We start from the raw sequence: 20,963 nt of genomic DNA, 5'->3' as shown, positions 1-20,963 counted from the left end.
CATGCGTGCATCCGGCACGCGACATTGGCGCAGTGTAGCGATTTGCTCGCGGGCAATCTCCGGAAAAATGCGCTCGCGTCGGGGCAGGGCGTCGCTGCTCGTTGGTCAGCTCGGTCAACCTTGAGTTGCCCGATGCCCGGCAATCTTGAATAATCAGTCTCAACTGAGAATTACTTGCAGATACTCATGACTCCTGTTTCCGCTGGCCAGCCACGCATTCTCTCCATCGAAGACGATCCGGTACTCGGCGCCTATGTTCACGAACATCTGGGCCGCAGCGGCTTTCAGGTGACCTGGTGCCAGAACGGTCAGGAAGGCCTGAACATCGCCACGCGCCAGCCGTTCGACGTGGTGCTGATGGATATTCTCTTGCCGGGCCTGGACGGTTTGCAGGTGTTGACGCAATTGCGCCAGAGCCATTCGACACCGGTACTGCTGATGTCGGCCCTCGGCGCCGAGGCGGATCGCATCAGCGGTTTCCGTCTCGGTGCTGACGATTATTTACCCAAGCCGTTCAGCATGGCCGAGTTGCATGTGCGCATCGAAGCGATCCTGCGCCGGGTTGCGCTGGATCGGCGCCCGGCAGCGCTGGCGGCGCCAGTGGCGGTCGGTACGCTGCGCTTCGATGACCAACAGTGCGATGTGTTTTTCCGCGAACAACCCGCCGGGCTGACCCGCAGCGAATTCCGTTTGCTCGAAACCCTCAATCGCAACGAAGAGGAAGTGCTGAGCAAAGCCTTCCTTTATCAGCACGTTTTGCAGCGCGGCTACGCGGCCCACGATCGCAGCCTCGACATGCATATCAGCCAGATCCGCCGCAAACTGAAAGCCATCGGTTACACCGAGCGTGAAGTGCGCACCGTCTGGGGCAAGGGTTACGTGTTGAGCGCCGCTGATGAAACGCTCTGAACTGCCGGGGCGGCATTCACTGTTCTGGAAACTGGCGTTTCTGCTGGTCGCATTTTGTCTGCTGATGATCTGGCTGAGCTGGTCGTGGGGCCGTTATATGGAGGAGCGCAACCAGTTCCTCTCCGACGAAGCGCGCGGCACCCTGACGCGTTACGCCGCGCAAGCGGAACAGGCCTGGCAGCACGGCGGCCGCAGCGGGGTCGATGACTGGTTGCAGAGCATGGAGTTGCGTGAAGCCAGTTGGGTCGGTGTGATCGGTGGCAACTTACAGTCGCTGAGCAATGATCCGCTGAATGATCAGGAAATTCAGCACCTGACCTTCTTGCGTGGGCTCGACTGGCCGATCCACAAGAAAGGCCGCCCGTGGTTGCGCATTCCTTTCCCCAAAGAGCCGTCTGCCGGCAGCCTGGTGATCGAATTGCCCGAACGATTTGTTCCGGGTAAGTACCGGGTGTTCTGGCGCGTCATCACCAACGGCGTGATTCCAGGTCTGTTCACGTTATTGCTCTGTGTCGGTCTGTACCGCTTGCTGGTCGTGCCCCTGAACAACCTGCGCGAACAGGCTAACGCCTGGCGTGCCGATCAATTGAATGTGCGCCTGTCGAGCGGTATCACCCAGCGCCCGGATGAACTCGGCGAGCTGGCGCGGGCGTTCGACTCCATGTCCGAGCGCCTGCAATCCACCGTCGCCCTGCAACAGCAATTGCTCCGCGATCTGTCCCACGAATTGCGCACGCCGCTGAGCCGGCTGCGCGTGGCCAGCGAAAGCGAGCAGGATTTGGTGCAGCTACGCGAACGTATCGGTCGCGAAGTCGACGGTATGCAAAGACTGGTCGAAGACACCCTGCAACTGGCTTGGCTCGATACTGACCGCTCGCCATTGCCCGACGAGGCGATCCAGATTCAGGCCCTGTGGGAAATGCTCACCGACAATGCCTGTTATGAAAGCGGCTGGCCGAGTCTGCAATTGCAGTGTTCGGTCGAGGCGTCGTGCTGGGTGCGCGGCAACTTGAATACCCTGGCGCAGGCGCTGGAGAACATTTTGCGCAACGCGATTCGGCATTCGCCTGCGGGCGGGATTGTGCGGCTCGATGGACGGCGCGATGGCGATTACTGGCACCTGTGGCTGGAAGATCAGGGCGGCGGCGTAGCGGAAGGGGATCTGGAACGGATCTTCTCGCCTTTCACCCGCCTTGACGGCTCGCGGCCCGGCGACGGTGGATTTGGCTTGGGGCTGAGCATCGCGCGCAATGCCGTGCAGCGTCAGGGCGGGAGTATTTGGGCGGAAAATAGCGGGGCAGGGTTGCGGTTGAATTTGCGGTTGCTGGCGGATGACGGTGTTGCGCCGACTGACGCCTTCGCGAGCAGGCTCGCTCCCACATTGGAACTCGGTTCGCCGCAGATTGTGTGATCAACAGTTAATAGTGTCATCACTGCTGACACTATTCTGCGAATGACACTACTCCCTGTGGGAGCGATCCTGCTCGCGAAGAGGCCATACGCATCACCGCCAATTAAGATGACCCACCGTAAAAGTCGCACCACTGGTGCGACTTTCAATCCCTTATTCCCATAAACCATAAGCACCGCACTTTGCGTGATATGGCCTGCGCGGGTTTGCCGGTATGATAGGCGCCCCCGCACGTCTGGATTGCGAATACGCCATGACCTTGCAGTACCCAACCATCGCCGATTGCGTCGGCAACACGCCGCTGGTGCGTTTGCAGCGCCTGCCCGGTGCTACCAGCAACACCCTATTGCTCAAGCTCGAAGGGAATAACCCGGCGGGTTCGGTCAAGGACCGTCCGGCGTTGTCGATGATCACCCGCGCCGAGTTGCGCGGGCAGATCCACGCCGGCGATACGCTGATCGAAGCGACCTCGGGTAACACCGGGATCGCGCTGGCCATGGCCGCTGCGATCAAGGGTTACAAGATGATCCTGATCATGCCGGACAACTCCAGCGCCGAGCGTAAAGCGGCGATGACCGCGTACGGTGCCGAGCTGATTCTGGTCAGCCAGGAAGAAGGCATGGAAGGCGCCCGCGACCTTGCGCAGCGGATGGAAGCCGAAGGCCGTGGCAAGGTGCTCGATCAGTTCGCCAATGGCGACAATCCTGAGGCGCACTACACCACCACAGGTCCGGAAATCTGGCGTCAGACCCAGGGCACCATTACCCATTTCGTCAGTTCGATGGGCACCACCGGCACCATCATGGGCGTGTCGCGCTACTTGAAAGAGCAGAGCGACAGCGTGCAGATCGTCGGTCTGCAACCGATGGAAGGCTCGGCCATTCCCGGCATCCGCCGCTGGCCGCAGGAATACCTGCCGAAAATTTATCAGGCCGACCGCGTCGACCGTATCGTCGACATGGCGCAAAGCGAGGCCGAGGACGTGACCCGTCGTCTGGCCCGCGAAGAAGGTATCTTCTGCGGCGTGTCCTCGGGCGGTGCGGTGGCAGCGATGCTGCGCCTGTCCAAAGAAGTTGAAAACGCGGTGATCGTCGCGATCATCTGCGACCGTGGCGACCGTTACCTGTCGACCGGCATTTTCGACGCGCCTAACTGATGGCCAAGCACGAGAGAGGCCTGCGCTTCCAGCCCACGGGTGGGAGCAAGGCCGCGCAAATTCCGACCGGCAAAAAACAGCGCTTGAGCATCGAGCGCCTGGCCAATGACGGTCGCGGTATCGCGTTTTTCGAAGGCAAAACCTGGTTCGTCCTCGGCGCCCTCGCCGGCGAAGAGGTCGAAGCGCGGGTGCTCGGCGCCCACGGCAAAGTGGTCGAGGCGCGCACCGAGCGGGTGTTCAAGGCCAGCGAACTGCGTCGCCCGGCACCGTGTCAGCACGCCGGTCGTTGTGGCGGTTGCAGCGTCCAGCATTTGCCCCACAGCGAACAGCTTGCCCTGAAACAGCGCATGCTCGCCGAGCAATTGTCGCGTGTCGCCGGTGTCGAACCTGAAGCGTGGGCAGCGCCGCTGACCGGTCCCGAATTCGGCTATCGCCGTCGCGCCCGCATCGCCGTGCGCTGGGACATGAAGGCGAAGAAACTCGAAGTCGGTTTCCGTGCCGCCGGCAGCCAGGACATCGTCGCGATCAACGAATGCCCGGTGCTGGTACAGCCCTTGCAACCGATCATGACCCGTTTGCCGGAGATGCTCCGTCGTTTGAGCAAACCGCAAGCATTGGGCCATGTCGAGTTGTTCAGTGGCTCGTCACTGGCGGTGCTGCTGCGGCACATGGCGCCGTTGTCGGAAGCGGATCTGACCATTCTCAAGGAATTCTGCCAGTTCCATGAAGCGCAATTATGGCTGCATGGCGAAGGCGAGCCGCAACCGGTCGATGCGACCCAGGCGCTGGGCTATCGCCTGGAACAGTGGGATCTGGATCTGGCGTACCGCCCGGGTGACTTCATCCAGGTCAACGCCGGCGTCAACGAAGCCATGGTTGCGCAAGCGCTGGACTGGCTGAAACCCGGTAGCGACGAGCGCGTGCTGGATCTGTTCTGCGGCCTGGGCAACTTTGCCTTGCCGCTGGCCAAAACCGTTCGGGAAGTGGTGGCGGTCGAAGGCGTGCAGACCATGGTTGATCGCGCTGAAGCCAACGCCGCTAGTAACAATTTGCATAACACAAAGTTTTTTCAAGCCGATTTATCCCAGCCTTTGACCGATGCCCAGTGGATCGGAAACGGCTTTTCTGCGGTACTCTTGGACCCACCGCGTGACGGTGCTTTCGAGGTAGTTCGCAAGCTGGCGACCCTGGGTGCCAAACGGTTGGTGTATGTGTCGTGCAACCCTGCAACTCTGGCGCGCGATACGGTCGAATTGATCAAGCAGGGCTACCGGTTAAAACGTGCCGGGATTCTCGATATGTTTCCTCAGACGGCACATGTCGAGGCCATGGCGTTATTTGAAGCGAGCCAGGATGGCTCGTCTGAATCCGCCTGATCTGTCCGCGCAGCGCTCGCTTTAGCCCCGCGAGCGCAAACGGGCAACAAGGATCAGCGATTTGACGCATTGAATCTGCGTCGTAGGGAAGGTAAAGCAAGATGGTACAGGTGAGAGCACACCAGCCGATCAACACTGACGGCAGTATCAATCTCGAGGCTTGGCTCGATCACGCGGTCAGTGTCGATCTGGCACTGGATCGCGAAGCCTTGAAAGAAGCCTGCGAGTTCGCTCGCGAGGCCGAACAACAATCCAATGCCAGGAAGAATCTGTGGGCCGAAGGCTCCGGCAGCTTCAGTACTGGCCTGGAAATCGCCGAGATTCTCGCCGACCTCAAGCTCGATCAGGATTCGCTGGTCGCAGCGGTCCTGTATCGCGGCGTGCGTGAAGGCCAGATCGAACTCGCGGCCGTCGGCCAGCGCTTCGGCCCGGTGGTGGCCAAACTGATCGACGGCGTGCAGCGCATGGCCGCCATCAGTGCCAGCCTCAGCCCGCGTCAGTCGATGGTTATGGGCACGCAAGGGCAGGTGGAAAACCTGCGCAAGATGCTGGTGGCGATGGTCGATGACGTTCGCGTTGCCCTGATCAAACTCGCCGAACGCACCTGCGCCATTCGTGCGGTGAAAACCGCCGACGACGAAAAGCGTAACCGCGTCGCCCGCGAAGTCTTCGACATTTATGCGCCGCTCGCGCACCGCCTCGGCATCGGTCATATCAAATGGGAACTGGAGGACTTGTCCTTCCGTTATCTCGAGCCGGATCAATACAAGCAGATTGCCAAGTTGCTCCACGAGCGACGGCTGGACCGTGAGCGTTTCATCGCCGATGTGATGACCCAGCTCAAGGATGAATTGCAAGCCACCGGCGTCGATGCCGACATCAGCGGCCGGGCCAAACACATCTATTCCATCTGGCGCAAAATGCAACGCAAGGGTCTGGAATTCAGCCAGATCTACGACGTGCGTGCGGTGCGCGTGCTGGTCCCGGAAATGCGCGACTGCTACACCGCGCTGGGTATCGTCCACACCTTGTGGCGGCACATCCCGAAAGAATTCGACGACTATATCGCCAACCCGAAAGAGAACGGCTACCGCTCGCTGCACACGGCGGTGATCGGCCCTGAGGGTAAAGTGCTCGAGGTGCAGATCCGTACGCACTCGATGCACGAAGAAGCCGAGCTCGGCGTCTGCGCGCACTGGCGCTACAAGGGCACCGACGTCAAATCCGGCTCGAACCACTACGAAGAGAAAATCTCCTGGCTGCGACAGGTCCTCGAGTGGCACGAAGAGCTGGGCGATATCGGTGGTCTGGCCGAACAACTGCGCGTCGATATCGAGCCGGATCGGGTCTACATCTTCACCCCCGATGGCCACGCCATCGACTTGCCGAAGGGCGCGACACCGCTGGACTTCGCTTATCGCGTGCACACCGAGATCGGCCACAACTGCCGTGGCGCGAAGATCAACGGGCGCATCGTGCCGCTCAACTACAGCCTGCAGACCGGTGAGCAGGTCGAGATCATCACCAGCAAGCACGGTACGCCGAGCCGCGACTGGCTGAACTCGAATCTCGGTTACGTCACTACCTCGCGGGCGCGGGCGAAGATCGTTCACTGGTTCAAATTGCAGGCGCGCGATCAGAACGTTGCCGCCGGTAAAACCCTGATCGAGCGCGAACTGACGCGCCTCGGCCTGCCAGCGGTGGACTTCGACAAGCTGGCCGACAAGGCCAACATGAAAACCGCCGAAGACATGTTCGCCGCCCTCGGTGCCGGCGACCTGCGTCTGGCGCAACTGGTCAACCTCGCGCAGCAACTGGTCGAACCGGAACGCGGCAACGAGCAGCTAGAACTGATTCCGCGCAAGGCCACCGGCTACAAACCGGGCAAGCGTGGCGATATTCAGATTCAGGGCGTCGGCAACCTGATGACGCAGATGGCCGGCTGCTGCCAGCCGCTGCCGGGCGATGCGATCGTTGGTTACATCACTCAGGGTCGTGGCGTGAGCATTCACCGTCAGGACTGCGCCTCGGTGCTGCAACTGGGCGGACGCGAGCCGGAGCGGATCATCCAGGTCAGCTGGGGCCCGGTGCCGGTGCTCACCTACCCGGTGGACATTGTCATCCGCGCCTACGACCGTTCCGGTCTGCTGCGTGACGTCTCGCAGGTATTGCTCAACGAGCGTATCAACGTGCTCGCGGTCAACACCCGCTCGAACAAGGAAGACAACACCGCGCTGATGTCGCTGACCATTGAGATCCCGGGACTGGATGCACTGGGGCGGTTGCTCGGGCGGATTTCGCAGTTGCCGAACATCATCGAAACGCGGCGTAACCGTACCCCTTGAAGATGACTTCGATTGATCGTTCCCACGCTCCGCGTGGGAATGCCTCTAGGGACGCTCTGCGTCCAGTGACGCGGAGCGTCATGGGCTGCATTCCCACGCAGAGCGTGGGAACGATCAAGATCGCAGAAAGGGTTGAGTGAGATTTTGTATGTACAGCCTTGAAGACCTGCTCCACCTGATGAACCGTCTGCGCGATCCGCAATACGGTTGCCCGTGGGACATCAAGCAAACCTACGCGACCATCGTTCCGCACACCCTCGAAGAAGCCTACGAAGTGGCCGACGCCATCGAGCGCGGCGACTTCGATCACTTGCAGGGCGAGCTGGGCGATCTGCTGTTCCAAGTGGTGTATTACAGCCAGTTGGCCAGGGAAGAAGGGCGTTTCGAATTTGCCGGGGTGATCGACAGCATCACCCGCAAACTGATCCGTCGTCATCCCCACGTGTTCCCCACCGGTGATCTCTACGCACCGCTGGATGTGCCGCGCTTGAGTGAAGAACAGGTCAAGCAGCGCTGGGAAGAGATCAAGGCTGAAGAGCGCGCCGAGAAATCTGCCGCGCCCGAGCAACTGTCACTGCTCGATGACGTGCCGGCGACGTTGCCGGCATTGTCGCGTTCGGCCAAGTTGCAGAAGCGCGCAGGCCAGGTCGGTTTCGACTGGCCAGACGCCTTGCCGGTGCTCGACAAGGTGCGTGAAGAACTCGATGAAGTCCTCGAAGCCATGTCCGAAAACGATCCCGTCGCCGTGGCTGACGAGATCGGCGATCTGCTGTTTTCCGTGGTCAACCTGGCCCGGCATCTGAAGGTCGACCCGGAAACTGCGCTGCGTGGCGCCAACGGCAAGTTCGAAAGACGTTTCCGATTTATCGAACAGGCATTGCGCGACACCCACCGTCCCATAGAAGATTGCACCCTCGAAGAGTTGGACGCCCTGTGGGGTGAAGCCAAACGTCAGGAAAAGAATTTGCCCGGCTGCGGCTGAGCCACTGCCCAAGTGAGTAAGCACCATGAGTATTTCCCTTCGCGACCAGTTGCTCAAAGCAGGCCTGGTCAACCAAAAGCAGGCCAAGCAGGTCAGCAAGGACAAGCAGAAGCAGCAACGTCTGGCGCACAAAGGTCAGATCGAACTGGATGACTCGCAGCAGCGTGCCGCCCAGGAAGCCATGGCTGAGAAGGTCAAGCGTGACCAGGAGCTGAACCGCCAGCAGAAAGAGAAAGCCGAAGCCAAGGCGCGTGCAGCACAGGTCAAGCAACTGATCGAAGTCTCGCGTCTGCCGAAGCTGACCACCGAGGACTACTACAACTTCGTCGACGACAAGAAGGTCAAGCGCATCTCGGTCAACACGCTGATGCGCAACAAGCTCAGCAGCGGTTCGCTGGCGATCGTGCACCATGCCGGCGGCTACGAAGTGATCCCGCGTGAAGCGGCCCTGAAGATCCAGGAGCGCGATCCACAGCGCATCGTCCAGCTCAACGTGCAGACCGAAGAGGTCAGCACCGAGGACGATCCGTACGCGGCGTATCAGATCCCTGATGATCTGATGTGGTAAATCGATAAAGCTGTAATAACGACAAACCCCGCTCATGGCGGGGTTTGTCGTTTTCAATGCTGTGGTTGAATCAGGAGGAACGGGTTTCGCGTTGTTGCTCTTGTACTTCGAGTTCGGCCTTGTAGTTGTGGGCATCGATCTCGTTGTGGAACATGCCGACCAGCAAGTCTTGTTGATGCACGTCCCAGATGCGGATACCGGCGGCTACGCCTTCGTGGGACATGTGTGAATCGTCGCGTTCAGTTACTTTTACAGTCATCTGCTAGCTCCAAATCTCAAGTTATCTGCAGCAAGGCGTGTGCAGGACTCTTTTATATGATTTGTTAGCTTGCTAAGTAAACGCTTGATTTGCGCAAGGTGTTATTGCGTTTTTTGCAACAGTGCTGCAGCCCGCGTAATCCGCGACATTCGGTCGCAGGGCGGTAAGTTTCATGACAGAAGTTTCATCTCCAGAACGCTCTGGATCCCTGTGGGAGCTGGCTTGCCAGCGATGACGTCGGCACAGCAAGCATCTTCGTTGCCTGACACTCCGCTATCGCTGGCAAGCCAGCTCCCACAGGGATCAGCGGTGTCCCGGCTATTTTCTACAGGCGAAAAAAAACGCCCCGAACCAGTCGGGGCGTTTTCATGTGTGGCTCAAGCGGGGGGAGTTACTTGCCTTCCCAGCGCTTCAGTACCAGCGTGGCGTTGGTGCCGCCGAAGCCGAAGCTGTTGCTCATCACAGTGTTGATGGTGGCGTTCTCGCGGGTCTTGGTCAGCACCGGCAGGTCGGCCACTTCAGGGTCCAGCTCGTCGATGTTGGCGGAGCCGGCAATGAAGTTGCCTTCCATCATCAGCATGCAGTAGATCGCTTCGTGAACGCCGGCGGCGCCCAGGGAGTGACCGGACAGGCTCTTGGTCGAGCTGATCGCCGGTGCCTTGTCGCCGAACACTTCACGCACACCTTTCATTTCCGCGACGTCGCCGACCGGAGTCGAGGTGCCGTGGGTGTTCAGGTAGTCGATCGGCGTATCAACGGTGGACATCGCCATCTGCATGCAGCGGATCGCGCCTTCGCCACTTGGGGCAACCATGTCGTAGCCGTCGGACGTTGCGCCGTAGCCAACGATTTCGGCGTAGATTTTCGCGCCACGGGCCAGAGCGTGTTCCAGCTCTTCAACCACGACCATGCCGCCACCGCCAGCGATGACGAAACCGTCACGGTCGGCGTCGTAGGCACGGGAAGCTTGTTCTGGGGTGTCGTTACGCTTGCTGGACAGAGCGCCCATTGCGTCGAACAGGAACGACTGGCTCCAGTGCTCTTCTTCACCGCCACCGGCGAAAACGATGTCCTGTTTGCCCATCTGGATCTGTTCCATGGCAGTACCGATGCAGTGAGCACTGGTGGCGCAGGCAGATGCGATGGAGTAGTTCAGGCCTTTGATCTTGAATGGCGTGGCCAGGCAAGCGGAAACGGTGCTGCTCATGGTCCGCGTTACACGATACGGGCCAACGCGCTTGACGCCTTTCTCGCGCAGGATGTCCAGCGCTTCCATCTGGTTCAGCGTGGAAGCACCACCGGAACCAGCGATCAGGCCGGTACGCGGGTTGGACACTTGCTCTTCGGTCAGGCCGGAGTCAGTGATGGCGTCTTTCATGGCCAGGTAGGCGTACGCGGCTGCGTGGCCGACGAAGCGATAGATCTTGCGATCGATCAGTTCTTCAAGGTTGAGGTCGATGGAGCCGGAAACCTGGCTACGCAGACCCATTTCAGCATATTCCGGGTTGAACCGGATGCCAGGGCGGCTTGCACGCAGGTTAGCGGAGACGGTCTCTTTGTCATTGCCCAGGCACGAAACGATGCCCAGACCAGTGATAACGACGCGGCGCATGCGAATAACCCTTAGAAGTTGTCAGTGGAGGTGAACACGCCGACGCGAAGGCCTTCGGCGGTGTAGATTTCGCGACCGTCGACAGTCACCGAACCATCGGCAATGGCCAGGTTCAGCTTGCCCTTGAGGACGCGTTTGATATGAATGTTGTAAGTAACTTTCTTGGCGGTCGGCAGCACCTGACCGAAGAACTTCACTTCGCCTGAACCCAGCGCACGGCCACGGCCCGGCAGGCCTTGCCAGCCCAGGAAGAAACCGACCAGTTGCCACATGGCATCCAGACCCAGACAGCCCGGCATCACCGGATCGCCTTCGAAGTGGCACGCGAAGAACCACAGGTCAGGGTTGATATCCAGCTCGGCGACCAATTCACCTTTGCCGTACTTGCCGCCTTCTTCGCTGATCAGGGTGATGCGATCGACCATCAGCATGTTCGGGGCGGGCAGTTGCGCGTTACCTGGGCCGAACAGCTCACCGCGACTGCAGCGCAGCAGATCTTCCCGAGTAAAGGCGTTTTGTTTGGTCATGCGAGCTCCTCAATAATCCCATGCGGCAGGTGGGGCAAATCTTCCCGACCGTTCGAAGCGTTCATGCCTCGAACCGGCAGCCTACTCATAGACTATTGCGTTGTGGTGAAAGTCACAGCACCAAGGACATGAATGTACACTTGTGCACTGAAATTTTTATTCAAGCCCCTTTTGAGGCTCGTTCGGGTGCCTAAGACTGCCGCACTTTCGCTTTTCACGCCAGTCGCAGATGGTCGAAAGGCCCACACTACGACACCCAGCGCTGCAGAATCTGCTGCAGATCATTACGTTTGAACGGCTTCGCCAGATAATCGTTCATGCCCGCCGACAGGCAGGTTTCCCGGTCGCCCTGCAAGGCGTTGGCGGTCAGCGCGATGATCGGCACTTCGCTGCGTCCGGGTAGGCAACGGATCTGTCGGGTGGCCTCATAGCCATCGATGATCGGCAAACGGCAATCCATCAGAATCACTTCGAAGTCGCTGCCCTCGGCGCTGCGCACGGCTTGTGCGCCATCGGTAGCAACACTGACAGTAAAGCCCAGACTGCGCAGCATCGCTTCAATAACTGTCTGGTTCACTGGATTGTCTTCGACCAGCAAGACATTGCGCCCTTCACCATGCTCTTTGCCGTTCAGTGCACGCGGCGCAGCCAGGGGCGGCAGCGCCTGCTTATAGAGTGCCAGCGGAATTTCCAGAGTGAATACCGAACCGCGACCTTCCTCGCTCTGCGCGCGCAAGGTGCCGCCCATGCGTTCGGCCAGCGTGCGGGCGATCGGCAGACCGAGACCGGTGCCGCCATAGCGCCGTGAAATCGAACTGTCGGCCTGCTGGAAGGCATTGAACATCAGCTCCAGACTTTCAGAAGAAATACCGATGCCGCTGTCACGCACCGAACAGGTGAACCACAGCAATTCGTGATCCAGCGATTGCCACTGCGCCTCGATGCTGACCCGGCCCTGTTCGGTGAATTTCAGCGCATTGCCAACCAGGTTGACCAGAATCTGCCGGATCCGCGTCGGATCGCCCTGCACCTGCAAACCGCGCATGTCGTCCGGGATCCGCAGATTCAGCGCCAGCCCTCGCTGTACCGCGCTGTGCTGGAACGACTGCGCGCAGGCGCTGATCAGTTCGGCGAGGTTGAAGGGGATGTGCTCCAGTTCCAGCTCCGAGCGTTCGATGCGCGAGAAGTCGAGAATATCGTTGATGACTTTCAGCAGGTGTTCGGTGGACTCCGAGGCGAGTGCGGCGTATTCGACCTGCTCCTCGGTCATCTCGGTGGTTTCCAGCAGTTGCAGCATACCCAGCACGCCGTTCATGGGCGTGCGCAGTTCGTGGCTCATCATCGCCAGGAAGTCCGACTTGGCGTTGTTGGCCTTTTCCGCCTCTTCGCGGGTCTGAATCAGTTGCGCCATGGCTTGATGCTGCTCACGGCTGGCCTGTTCCAGCGCTTGAGCGAGGTTATTGATGTGCTGCGACAGCGCGCCCAGTTCGGTGTCATCGACAATCGGTAGCGGCGTTTTGTAATCGCCGTCCTGAATCGCCTTGACCGCATCGCCGATGTCGCGAATTGGCTGCGACAGGCTGCCGGCCAGGCGTCGTGCCAATACAAAAGTGAAGAGCAGGGCGAACAGCGCGAGAATCCCGGCCTTGAACAGAATCTCCTGCTGGCGCTGGCTGAAGGCATCGTTGGATAAGCCGACGATCACTCGGCCCAGATAGTCCTCGCTGGCCCCGCCGTTGCTGACCTTGCCGTCCTGAAAGAAATCATTGTGCAGGGCGATGCGTTGCAGGCGCACCGGTGCCTGAAACACTTCAACCTGATGCGGGCGGCTGTGCGCGGCGGCGGGCTGTTCGACGTACACCAGAATCCGGTTGGCGCTGTCCTGTATTTCGAGAAAGCGCACGTTGGGCGTGGCCAGTGTCGCTTTGAGCAGGCTTTCCAGCACTTCGTTATTGCCGGAAATCACCCCGTATTCAGTGGCGGGTGCCAGTTGGTTGGCGATCAGTTGGCCGGTGTGGTTCAGCTCCTGGCGCAAATCCTGAATGCGCACAAAGGTAAAGAAGCTGATCAACAACAGGGTCAACAACAGCGCCGGGCCCAGACTGATCAGCTGGGTGCGGGTGTTGATGTCCCAACGGCGACGAAAACTCATGGGCGGCGTTCTCCTTCAGCCAGCGCTTGGGCGACAGACGCTTCATTTAGCGGCTCGATCCCTAGGGAACGAGCGACCTGCGCATTACTTGAGACTTTAAAACGTGCGGGGTAAAGCGTTCGCGGCCAACTGGCCGGCGATTGGTCGAGCAAATGATCGAGCACGGCCAGCCAGTCGTTCTGATCGCTGTAGGTACTCGCCAGGCTGCCGGCGCGGACGAACGCCACGTTGGGACCGACCAGCGCGACTTGCCGTGAATAGCTGCTGAGCAGCAGGTTTTTCGCGGTTTTCGGGTTGTACAGATCGGGGTCGTCGAGGCCGAGTAACACATCGCTGTTCTTCAGCACGGTTTGCAGCGGGCGGCTGTCGTGGATGTTGTCCCAGCGCTGGCTGACGATTTGCAGGTTCAGTGGTTCGGCGGCGAGATTGAGTTCCTTGAGGAGGAATTCGCTGTGTTGATCGAAGAGCACGCCGATCCGCTGGGCCTGGGGCAGAATGCGTCGGATCAACTGCAACTGGCGGCTCAGCGGTGGATCACTCCACAGCAAACTCAGGTGCGCCGGTTGCGCGCTGCCGAGGCGCTGGCGCGCTTGCAGACGACTGATGCGCAGCACCAGCGTTGCCGGGCCTTGGGGGTCTTGCAGGCGCCAGTCGAGGCTCGGCAGGTCGAGCAGAATCAGGCGCAGACTGGCAGGCAGTTTTCCCGGTGCCGGCAGACTGGCCAACGGCTGGAAACGCACGTTGTCAGTCGGACGCAATTCGCTGAGTGCCTGGACGAATGCTTGCACGCCAGGACTTTCCTCGGCACCGGTCAACAGAATATCGGCGGCTTGCACCGCCATGCCATGCAGCCATGCGGTCAGAAACAGGCAAACCCCGGCCAGCCAGTGGCCAAGGGTTGGCAGCTTCCGTGACGGCCCGTAGCGCATCCTAGAACTCCAGCTCAGCGCTGAAATACATCACCCGACGCTCGTCGTAATTATTGTCGACGAAGGTGGTCGGCTCATGGTCGAGGCGCTGTTGCAGCACGCCGGCCAGTTGCAGCTGGGCTTTGCCCAGCGGGATGCGTTTGGCGATGCGTGTGTCGACCCGCTCGAAACGGTAGCCATTGAGCGCGTTGTCGCCGTAATAGAAGAGGGCGCTGTTCCAGCCATGGCCCCAATCGCGCAGCCAACCGGCCGAACCGCTATTGCGTGAGGTGAATTGTTGATCCAGCGGATTGCTCGCTTCGGCATCGACGAAGGCGTAGGTGAACCGCAAGCGGTCGGCCAGGCTCACGCGCCAGTCGAGCTGGGTTTCGGCGCCACGAAACCGCGAGCTGTTAGCGTTGCTGGCGATGTATTGGTTGTTACGCAGCGGCTCACTGATCATTCCGGTGATCTCGTCGTAGAACAGCTTCACATCCAGGGCCAGACCGAGCTCGGCGAAATAGCCGTTGTAGCCCAGCTCCCGTGAGCGCATGTGCTCCTGATCGAGATCGCCCGGGCCGCGTGTCTTGACGAAGTAACGCGCCGACGACTGGCCGTAAGCCGAAGGCCGCAGGTTGCTGACCTGATAGCTCCAGTTGACGTTGTTCTCGAACATGTCCGGCGAGCGGATCGCTTCCGAGTAAACCGCGCGCAGGCCGTGGCGCGGGTTGATCAGGTAATTGACGGCAAATCGCGGGGTCAGCGAACTGCCGATCAGTTGCGTGTTTTCGAACATCGCACCGCCCTGCAACAGCCAGTGCTCCGTGGCGCGCCATTCCAGTTGGCCGAACGCGCGCCACGTGGTGTCGTCCAGTGTGCCGTTGAAGTAGGTTTCGGAGTCGGCGCGGTCGTAACGATAGTTCATACCGCTGACCAGACGCAGGCTGTCGGACAGGCTGAGGGTGTCCTGCAATTCGAGGTCGTAACGCGATTCCCGCGCGCTCTGGTCGATGTCGCCGCACAGGGTGCGGCTGGCGCCGTTACGCCATTGCTCGAGCACCTGATTGGCCAGGGCCATTTCTTGCGGAGTGCCGGGCGCCGCGCCGGGGCCGGTGAAGCGGGTGATGTTGCGCGCCAGACGTTCGGTGTAATTCGGATTGAGCTGCCACAGTTGCGTCAGCTCGGGGCTGAATGACACCTCGGCATCACAGGCGCGCCAGGTTTGCTGGCGATCCCAGTGTTGCGCCGAGCCTTGTATATAAAGGCTGTGCTCCGGGTTGATATCGAGGTTCCAGCGCACCGAGCCGGCGTAATCTTTGGCGACTACGTCGGAATTGTTCCCGGCGGCGGTAATCCCTGAGAACACCGGACGATAGGTGTAGGGCCGCTGGTTGCTGCCGTCCTTTGCATTGACCTGCCAGTCGAGGCTTTGGTTATCGCTGAGGGTGTGGCTGACCGCGAGACTGAAACGGTTCAAGCGGCGACTGTCACGATAATCGGCGCCGCTGCGATCGCTGTCGAAGCCGTCGTCTTCTTGCCCGGACAGCGACAGGCGCAGATCGCCGCCATTCCAGCCGGTGCCCTGGCTGGCGTAGAAATCGTTGATGCCGCGCTGACCACGGGTGTACTTCAGCCGTGTACCGTGGCTGTCCGCCGGGTTTCGCGTGATGATATTGACCACCGCCATCAGCGCGTTGGCGCCATAGCTGACAGTGTTGGGGCCGCGAAAAACTTCGATGCGCTCGATGTCTTCCATGGCCACCGGAATATCGCTCCAGTCCACCGTGGACAAACCGGCGCGGTACACCGAGCGGCCGTCGATCAGCACTTGCATGCGCCGTGCTTCGCTGGCGTTGGTGCCGTGGTAATTGACCGCCGCCTGATTGCCGCTGATGTTGCCGACCATCATCCCCGGCACCAGGCGCAGCAGTTCGCTGACATCGCGGGCGCCGCTGGCGTGGATCAGTTCGTTGTCAATTACGGTCATGCTCCCTGGCACTTCCGCCGGGGTTTGTTTCAGGCGCGTGGCAGTCAGCACCTGTGGCAGTGCTTCGTTGTCCATGAACAGGTCGTCGGCCAGCACTAGCGGGCTGAACAGCAGCGCCAGTAAGACGGACGAACGCGGGGACGCAGAGCCAAAAGACACGACACAACCTTGATAGCGAAGAATTGGCGCGCATGTTAACCGAGGGCAGTGACTTTTCCAGTCACGTTGCAGGCATTTTCCTAGGTTTTATTGGTCTTCTTCCTACAAGTGTCGGTAATTGTTGCTGGGGCTGGCCGCGCGTTGGCCGCCCCGTATAATGCCGGCATCGCCACTGGTATGGATTAACGGATTGCATATGACTGAACAGCGCCCGATTGCGGTCCTGGGAGGCGGAAGTTTTGGTACCGCCGTGGCCAATCTTTTGGCCGAGAACGGCCATCAAGTCCGGCAGTGGATGCGTGACCCCGAGCAGGCCGAGGCCATCCGGGTCAATCGCGAAAACCCGCGTTACCTCAAAGGCATCAAGATTCTGCCGGGGGTGACTGCCGTCACCGACCTGCAGGAAACCCTCGACGCCTGCGATTTGTGCTTTGTCGCGCTGCCGTCCAGCGCGTTGCGCACGGTGCTTGCCGCCCACGCCGAGCGGTTGAGCGGCAAGATGCTGGTCAGCCTGACCAAGGGCATCGAAGCCCAGACCTTCAAACTGATGAGCCAGATTCTCGAAGAGATCGCCCCGCAGGCGCGCATCGGCGTGTTGTCCGGGCCGAACCTGGCGCGCGAGATTGCCGAACACGCACTGACCGCCACCGTGGTCGCCAGCGAAGACGAAGAACTGTGTAAAGCCGTGCAAGCCGCGCTGCACGGTCGTACCTTCCGCGTTTATGCCAGCGCCGACCGTTTCGGTGTGGAACTGGGCGGGGCGTTGAAAAACGTTTACGCGATCATCGCCGGCATGGCGGTGGCGCTGGAGATGGGCGAGAACACCAAGAGCATGCTGATCACCCGGGCACTGGCGGAAATGACCCGTTTTGCCGTGAATCAGGGCGCTAACCCCATGACCTTCCTCGGTCTGGCCGGTGTCGGCGATCTGATCGTGACCTGTTCGTCGCCGAAGAGTCGCAACTATCAAGTCGGTTTTGCGCTGGGTCAGGGCTTGAGTCTCGACGAAGCGGTGTCACGTCTCGGTGAAGTCGCTGAAGGGGTCAACACCTTGAAGGTGCTCAAGGCCAAGTCTCAGGAAGTCGGCGTGTACATGCCACTGGTCGCCGGGCTGCACGCAATCCTGTTCGAAGGACGCACGCTGGAACAGGTGATCGGTCTACTGATGCGAGCCGAACCGAAAACCGACGTCGACTTTATTTCCACCAGTGGTTTCAACTGAGTGAGCCGGGAGTAGCAAGCCATGAACGATCCGAAAACCGAAGCCAAGTACGAATCCATCCTTCTGCGCGTGTTGTGGATGATCGTCTACGTGCTGGTCTGGCAAGTGGCGCAGTTCATCCTCGGCGCGGTGGTGCTGGTGCAACTGATCTATCGTTTGATCTATGGCGCCCCGAGCGCCAGCCTGATGAATTTCGGCGACAGCCTGAGCCAGTTTCTGGCGCAGATCGGCCGTTTCGGCAGTTTCCACAGCGACCAGAAACCGTGGCCGTTCGCCGACTGGCCAACCCCGCGTACTCCGGAAGGTGAAGCGCCGCACGCCGTCGCACCGGCACCGCATCCGGTTCGAGATGAGGAACCCAAGCTATGAAACTCTGGGTATTACGTCACGGTGAAGCCGTGCCTTACGGCTCGTGCCCCGACTCCGAACGGGAACTGACCGATCACGGCCGTAAAGAAGTCTTGAACAGCGCGGCCCATTTGATCGGCCAACCGCTGACGGCGATCTACGCCAGCCCTTATCTGCGCGCGCAACAGACTGCGCAGATAGTTCGTGAGGCGCTGGGTTTCGAGCCGGAGATTCGCACGGTCGAGTGGCTGACGCCGGAGGTTGATCCGGATAAGGTCACCGATCAACTGGTGTCGGTGAGCAACGTCCTGCTGGTCAGTCACAACCCGCTGGTGGGCAATCTGCTGAGTTATCTGCAACATGGCGCCGGGTATCCGCCGGAGAAGGTCAGTACTGCCGGGTTGGCTGAGCTGGAAAGCCCTGAACTGCTGATCGGCTCGATGAACCTCAACAGCCTCAAACATCCCTGAAGTTGTAAACACCGACCCTCTAGGCCTTCGCCTGCTCGCGATAGCGGTATATCAGTCGCTATTTATGTTGACTGACAACCCGCTATCGCGAGCAGGCGAAGGCCTACAGGTACTGCGTACACCATGAAATTATTTGTGTGAATTTTCCAACCAAGCACTTGCTTGGTTGACTACGCTTGCTCCAGACCCAAAAAACAGGAGCGAGTCGCATGTCTGCCGCCTTCCGTTTGCCGCTGGACGTGTTCTACGAACGTGAAGCCCGGCACCCGCGCCAGCGCTTCCTCGTGCAGCCCATTGGCGGCGGCCAGGTCGAGACGCTGAGCTGGGCGGATGTCGGCCATCAGGCCCGCTGCGCCGCACATTGGTTGCGTGCGCGGGAGTTGCCGCAGGGCAGCCATATCGCCCTGATCTCGAAAAACTGCGCGCACTGGATCATCGCCGACCTGGCGATCTGGATGGCCGGGCACGTCTCGGTTCCGTTGTATCCCAACCTCACTGCCGACTCCGTTGCGCAAGTGCTCAATCATTCGGAAAGCGCGCTGGCCTTCATCGGCAAGCTCGACGACTGGCCGGGCATGTGCAAAGGCGTGCCGGCGGATCTGCCGACCATTAGTCTGCCACTGCACCCGCCCGGGGATTTCGATTTCAGTTGGGCGGACTTGCAGCGCAGCTCGCCAATTCAGGACGATCCACGTCCGGCGGCCGAGCAATTGGCGACGATCATTTACACCTCCGGCACCACCGGCCTGCCCAAAGGCGTGATGCACAGTTTTGCCAATCTCGGTTTCGCCACCACCCGCGGCACGCAACTGTTCGGGCTTAACGAGAACGATCGATTGCTCTCGTACTTGCCGCTGTGCCACGTCGCCGAGCGCATGTTCGTGGAACTGGCGTCGATCTACACCGGGCAGACGGTTTTCTTCGCCGAGAGCCTTGAGACCTTCATCACTGACCTGCAGCGAGCACGGCCGACCGCGATGTTCGGTGTGCCGCGCATCTGGACCAAATTCCAGATGGGCGTGTACAGCAAGATCCCGGCGAAACGTCTGGATTTTCTTCTCGGCCTGCCATTCATTGGCAAGCGCGTTGGTCACAAGGTACTGGCAGGCCTGGGGCTGGATGCTTTGCGCGTGGCGTTATCCGGCGCCGCGCCGGTGCCGCAGACCTTGCTCGCCTGGTATCAGAAACTTGGCCTGGATGTGCTGGAGGTCTACGGTATGACCGAGAGTTGCGGCTACTCGCACATCTGTCTGCCGGGGCAATACAAGCAGGGTTGGATCGGCAAGCCGTGTCCGGATGTCGAAGTACGCATCGATGAGTCGGGCGAGGTGCAGGTGCGCAGTCAGGCGAACATGCTCGGCTATTTCAAGGAACCGCAGAAAACCGCCGAAACGTTGACCGAGGACGGCTTTCTGCGCACCGGTGACAAGGGCGAACAGGATGCTGAAGGGCGCCTGCGCCTGACTGGCCGACTCAAGGAGATCTTCAAGACCAGCAAGGGCAAATATGTTGCCCCGGCACCGATCGAAAATCGCTTGGCCGTGCATTCGCGGATTGAACAGGTGTGCGTGGTCGGTGATGGCCTGAGTGCGCCGCTGGGTTTGTGTGTGCTGTCCACGGTCAATCAGGAAGAGGGCCGGGCGAGCCTGCACTCGAGCCTGGAAAAACTCTTGGAGGAGGTCAACGCCGTACTCGACAAGCATGAACGCCTGCGCCGGTTGGTGGTGGTCAAGGACAGTTGGGCGGTGGAAAACGGCTTCCTCACGCCAACCCTGAAGATCAAGCGCAACGTCATCGAAGACACCTATGGCGCGCGTTTCGAAGAATGGAGCGAGCGCAGCGAGGCGGTGCTGTGGCAGGATTGAGCGACCACTAAAACAATAAAGGAAGTCTGCGATGAGCTTGTGGCGTACCACTCCGAACATCGAGCAGTTGAACGCAATCCAGAAGAACACCATCGGCGAAGTGCTGGACATCCGCTTCGAAGCGTTCGACGAAGAATCGCTGACCGCGAGCATGGTCATCGACCATCGTACCCATCAGCCCTACGGTTTGTTGCACGGCGGCGCCTCGGTGGTACTGGCGGAAACCGTCGGTTCGATGGCCAGCTATCTGTGCATCGATGCCAGCAAGTTTTACTGCGTGGGACTTGAGATCAACGCCAACCATCTGCGCGGCTTGCGCAGTGGGCGGGTGACGGCGGTGGCTAAGCCGATTCACATCGGTCGCACGACTCATGTGTGGGATATCCGTTTGACCAGCGATGAAGGCAAGGCCAGTTGTGTGTCGCGGTTGACCATGGCGGTGGTACCGCTGGGTGAGCAGCCACCCTCACCCTCACCCTAACCCTCTCCCAGAGGGAGAGGGGACTGACCGAGTGGTTTATTCGAAGTACATCGACCTGAGATACCGAGTCGAATACAGATTCGGAAAAGCATGCAGATCGGCTCCCTTTCCCCCTCGCCCCCTTGGGGGCGGTCCGACGTTTCGGGAGGGCTGGGGTGAGGGGGAAGCGATCTCCCTGACACACCATCACGCTGACCGGACTGTCATCATTCCTGGCAGTTACGGT

Annotated in this window: 18 protein-coding genes; 12 read left to right on the top strand and 6 right to left on the bottom strand. The window is 60.1% G+C overall.

The annotated features are described in order from the left end of the window. Positions 1–186: 186 nt before the first annotated feature. The 7 genes from ACOYXH_RS17835 (at position 187) to ACOYXH_RS17805 (ending at position 8,747) form a co-directional block, all read left to right on the top strand. Positions 187–909, top strand: a complete 723-nt coding sequence (locus tag ACOYXH_RS17835) for a response regulator transcription factor (protein ID WP_093442208.1) — start codon at positions 187–189, stop codon at positions 907–909. Next, positions 896–2,320 carry a sensor histidine kinase gene (locus ACOYXH_RS17830; RefSeq protein WP_258708678.1) on the top strand — a complete coding sequence of 475 codons (1,425 nt, stop codon included), beginning with the start codon at positions 896–898 and terminating at the stop codon, positions 2,318–2,320. Before ACOYXH_RS17835 ends, ACOYXH_RS17830 begins: the two co-directional genes overlap by 14 nt. A 253-nt stretch (positions 2,321–2,573) precedes the next feature. Next, positions 2,574–3,476 (top strand): cysteine synthase CysM, encoded by a 903-nt coding sequence (gene cysM / locus ACOYXH_RS17825; protein WP_026000780.1) that lies wholly within the window; start codon positions 2,574–2,576, stop codon positions 3,474–3,476. Further along, positions 3,476–4,852: a 23S rRNA (uracil(1939)-C(5))-methyltransferase RlmD gene (rlmD, locus tag ACOYXH_RS17820; protein ID WP_095051064.1), complete on the top strand. Its 1,377-nt coding sequence runs from the start codon at positions 3,476–3,478 to the stop codon at positions 4,850–4,852. The genes cysM and rlmD overlap by 1 nt, the downstream gene beginning before the upstream one ends. A gap of 101 nt (positions 4,853–4,953) precedes the next feature. Then, entirely contained in the window at positions 4,954–7,197 is a 2,244-nt protein-coding gene (relA, locus tag ACOYXH_RS17815; RefSeq protein ID WP_077574114.1) for a GTP diphosphokinase, read from the top strand. Positions 7,198–7,345: 148 nt separating this feature from the next. Then, a complete protein-coding gene (mazG, locus tag ACOYXH_RS17810) occupies positions 7,346–8,179 on the top strand; it encodes a nucleoside triphosphate pyrophosphohydrolase (RefSeq protein ID WP_095125219.1) in 834 nt (277 codons plus the stop codon). Between the two features lie 25 nt (positions 8,180–8,204). Next, complete coding sequence (locus ACOYXH_RS17805) at positions 8,205–8,747, top strand: DUF2058 domain-containing protein (RefSeq protein ID WP_016987455.1); 543 nt, start codon at positions 8,205–8,207, stop codon at positions 8,745–8,747. A 70-nt stretch (positions 8,748–8,817) separates the two neighbouring features. Here the strand turns inward: ACOYXH_RS17805 and ACOYXH_RS17800 are convergent, their stop codons facing one another. The 6 genes from ACOYXH_RS17800 to ACOYXH_RS17775 form a co-directional block, all read right to left on the bottom strand. Then, entirely contained in the window at positions 8,818–9,006 is a 189-nt protein-coding gene (locus tag ACOYXH_RS17800; RefSeq protein WP_077574113.1) for a hypothetical protein, read from the bottom strand. A gap of 391 nt (positions 9,007–9,397) precedes the next feature. Then, positions 9,398–10,618 carry a beta-ketoacyl-ACP synthase I gene (gene fabB / locus ACOYXH_RS17795; protein WP_007968959.1) on the bottom strand — a complete coding sequence of 407 codons (1,221 nt, stop codon included), beginning with the start codon at positions 10,616–10,618 and terminating at the stop codon, positions 9,398–9,400. An 11-nt stretch (positions 10,619–10,629) separates the two neighbouring features. Continuing rightward, positions 10,630–11,145 carry a 3-hydroxyacyl-[acyl-carrier-protein] dehydratase FabA gene (gene fabA, locus ACOYXH_RS17790; protein WP_003227150.1) on the bottom strand — a complete coding sequence of 172 codons (516 nt, stop codon included), beginning with the start codon at positions 11,143–11,145 and terminating at the stop codon, positions 10,630–10,632. Positions 11,146–11,392: 247 nt separating this feature from the next. Beyond that, on the bottom strand, positions 11,393–13,297 hold the full coding sequence (locus ACOYXH_RS17785) for an ATP-binding protein (protein WP_095125218.1): 1,905 nt from the start codon (positions 13,295–13,297) through the stop codon (positions 11,393–11,395). Beyond that, positions 13,294–14,226 (bottom strand): ABC transporter substrate-binding protein, encoded by a 933-nt coding sequence (locus ACOYXH_RS17780; RefSeq protein ID WP_258708676.1) that lies wholly within the window; start codon positions 14,224–14,226, stop codon positions 13,294–13,296. Before ACOYXH_RS17780 ends, ACOYXH_RS17785 begins: the two co-directional genes overlap by 4 nt. A 1-nt stretch (position 14,227) precedes the next feature. After that, positions 14,228–16,351 (bottom strand): TonB-dependent receptor plug domain-containing protein, encoded by a 2,124-nt coding sequence (locus ACOYXH_RS17775; RefSeq protein ID WP_220556847.1) that lies wholly within the window; start codon positions 16,349–16,351, stop codon positions 14,228–14,230. Between the two features lie 196 nt (positions 16,352–16,547). On the opposite strand from ACOYXH_RS17775, the gene ACOYXH_RS17770 reads away from it, so the two are divergent. The 5 genes from ACOYXH_RS17770 (at position 16,548) to ACOYXH_RS17750 (ending at position 20,737) form a co-directional block, all read left to right on the top strand. Then, entirely contained in the window at positions 16,548–17,573 is a 1,026-nt protein-coding gene (locus ACOYXH_RS17770) for an NAD(P)H-dependent glycerol-3-phosphate dehydrogenase (RefSeq protein WP_090285290.1), read from the top strand. 21 nt (positions 17,574–17,594) lie between these two features. Next, positions 17,595–17,942 (top strand): DUF4389 domain-containing protein, encoded by a 348-nt coding sequence (locus ACOYXH_RS17765; RefSeq protein ID WP_008087808.1) that lies wholly within the window; start codon positions 17,595–17,597, stop codon positions 17,940–17,942. Continuing rightward, positions 17,939–18,391 (top strand): phosphohistidine phosphatase SixA, encoded by a 453-nt coding sequence (gene sixA / locus ACOYXH_RS17760; protein WP_095051068.1) that lies wholly within the window; start codon positions 17,939–17,941, stop codon positions 18,389–18,391. Before ACOYXH_RS17765 ends, sixA begins: the two co-directional genes overlap by 4 nt. 209 nt (positions 18,392–18,600) lie before the next feature. Then, on the top strand, positions 18,601–20,256 hold the full coding sequence (locus ACOYXH_RS17755) for an AMP-binding protein (RefSeq protein ID WP_095051069.1): 1,656 nt from the start codon (positions 18,601–18,603) through the stop codon (positions 20,254–20,256). 31 nt (positions 20,257–20,287) lie between these two features. Continuing rightward, positions 20,288–20,737 (top strand): hotdog fold thioesterase, encoded by a 450-nt coding sequence (locus tag ACOYXH_RS17750; protein WP_460065608.1) that lies wholly within the window; start codon positions 20,288–20,290, stop codon positions 20,735–20,737. Positions 20,738–20,963 lie beyond the last annotated feature (226 nt).

It is taken from the genome of Pseudomonas sp. Mb7 (assembly GCF_054790525.1).
The sequence above is the reverse complement of the archived record's forward strand: the minus strand, read 5'-3'. Positions and strand labels throughout refer to the sequence as shown.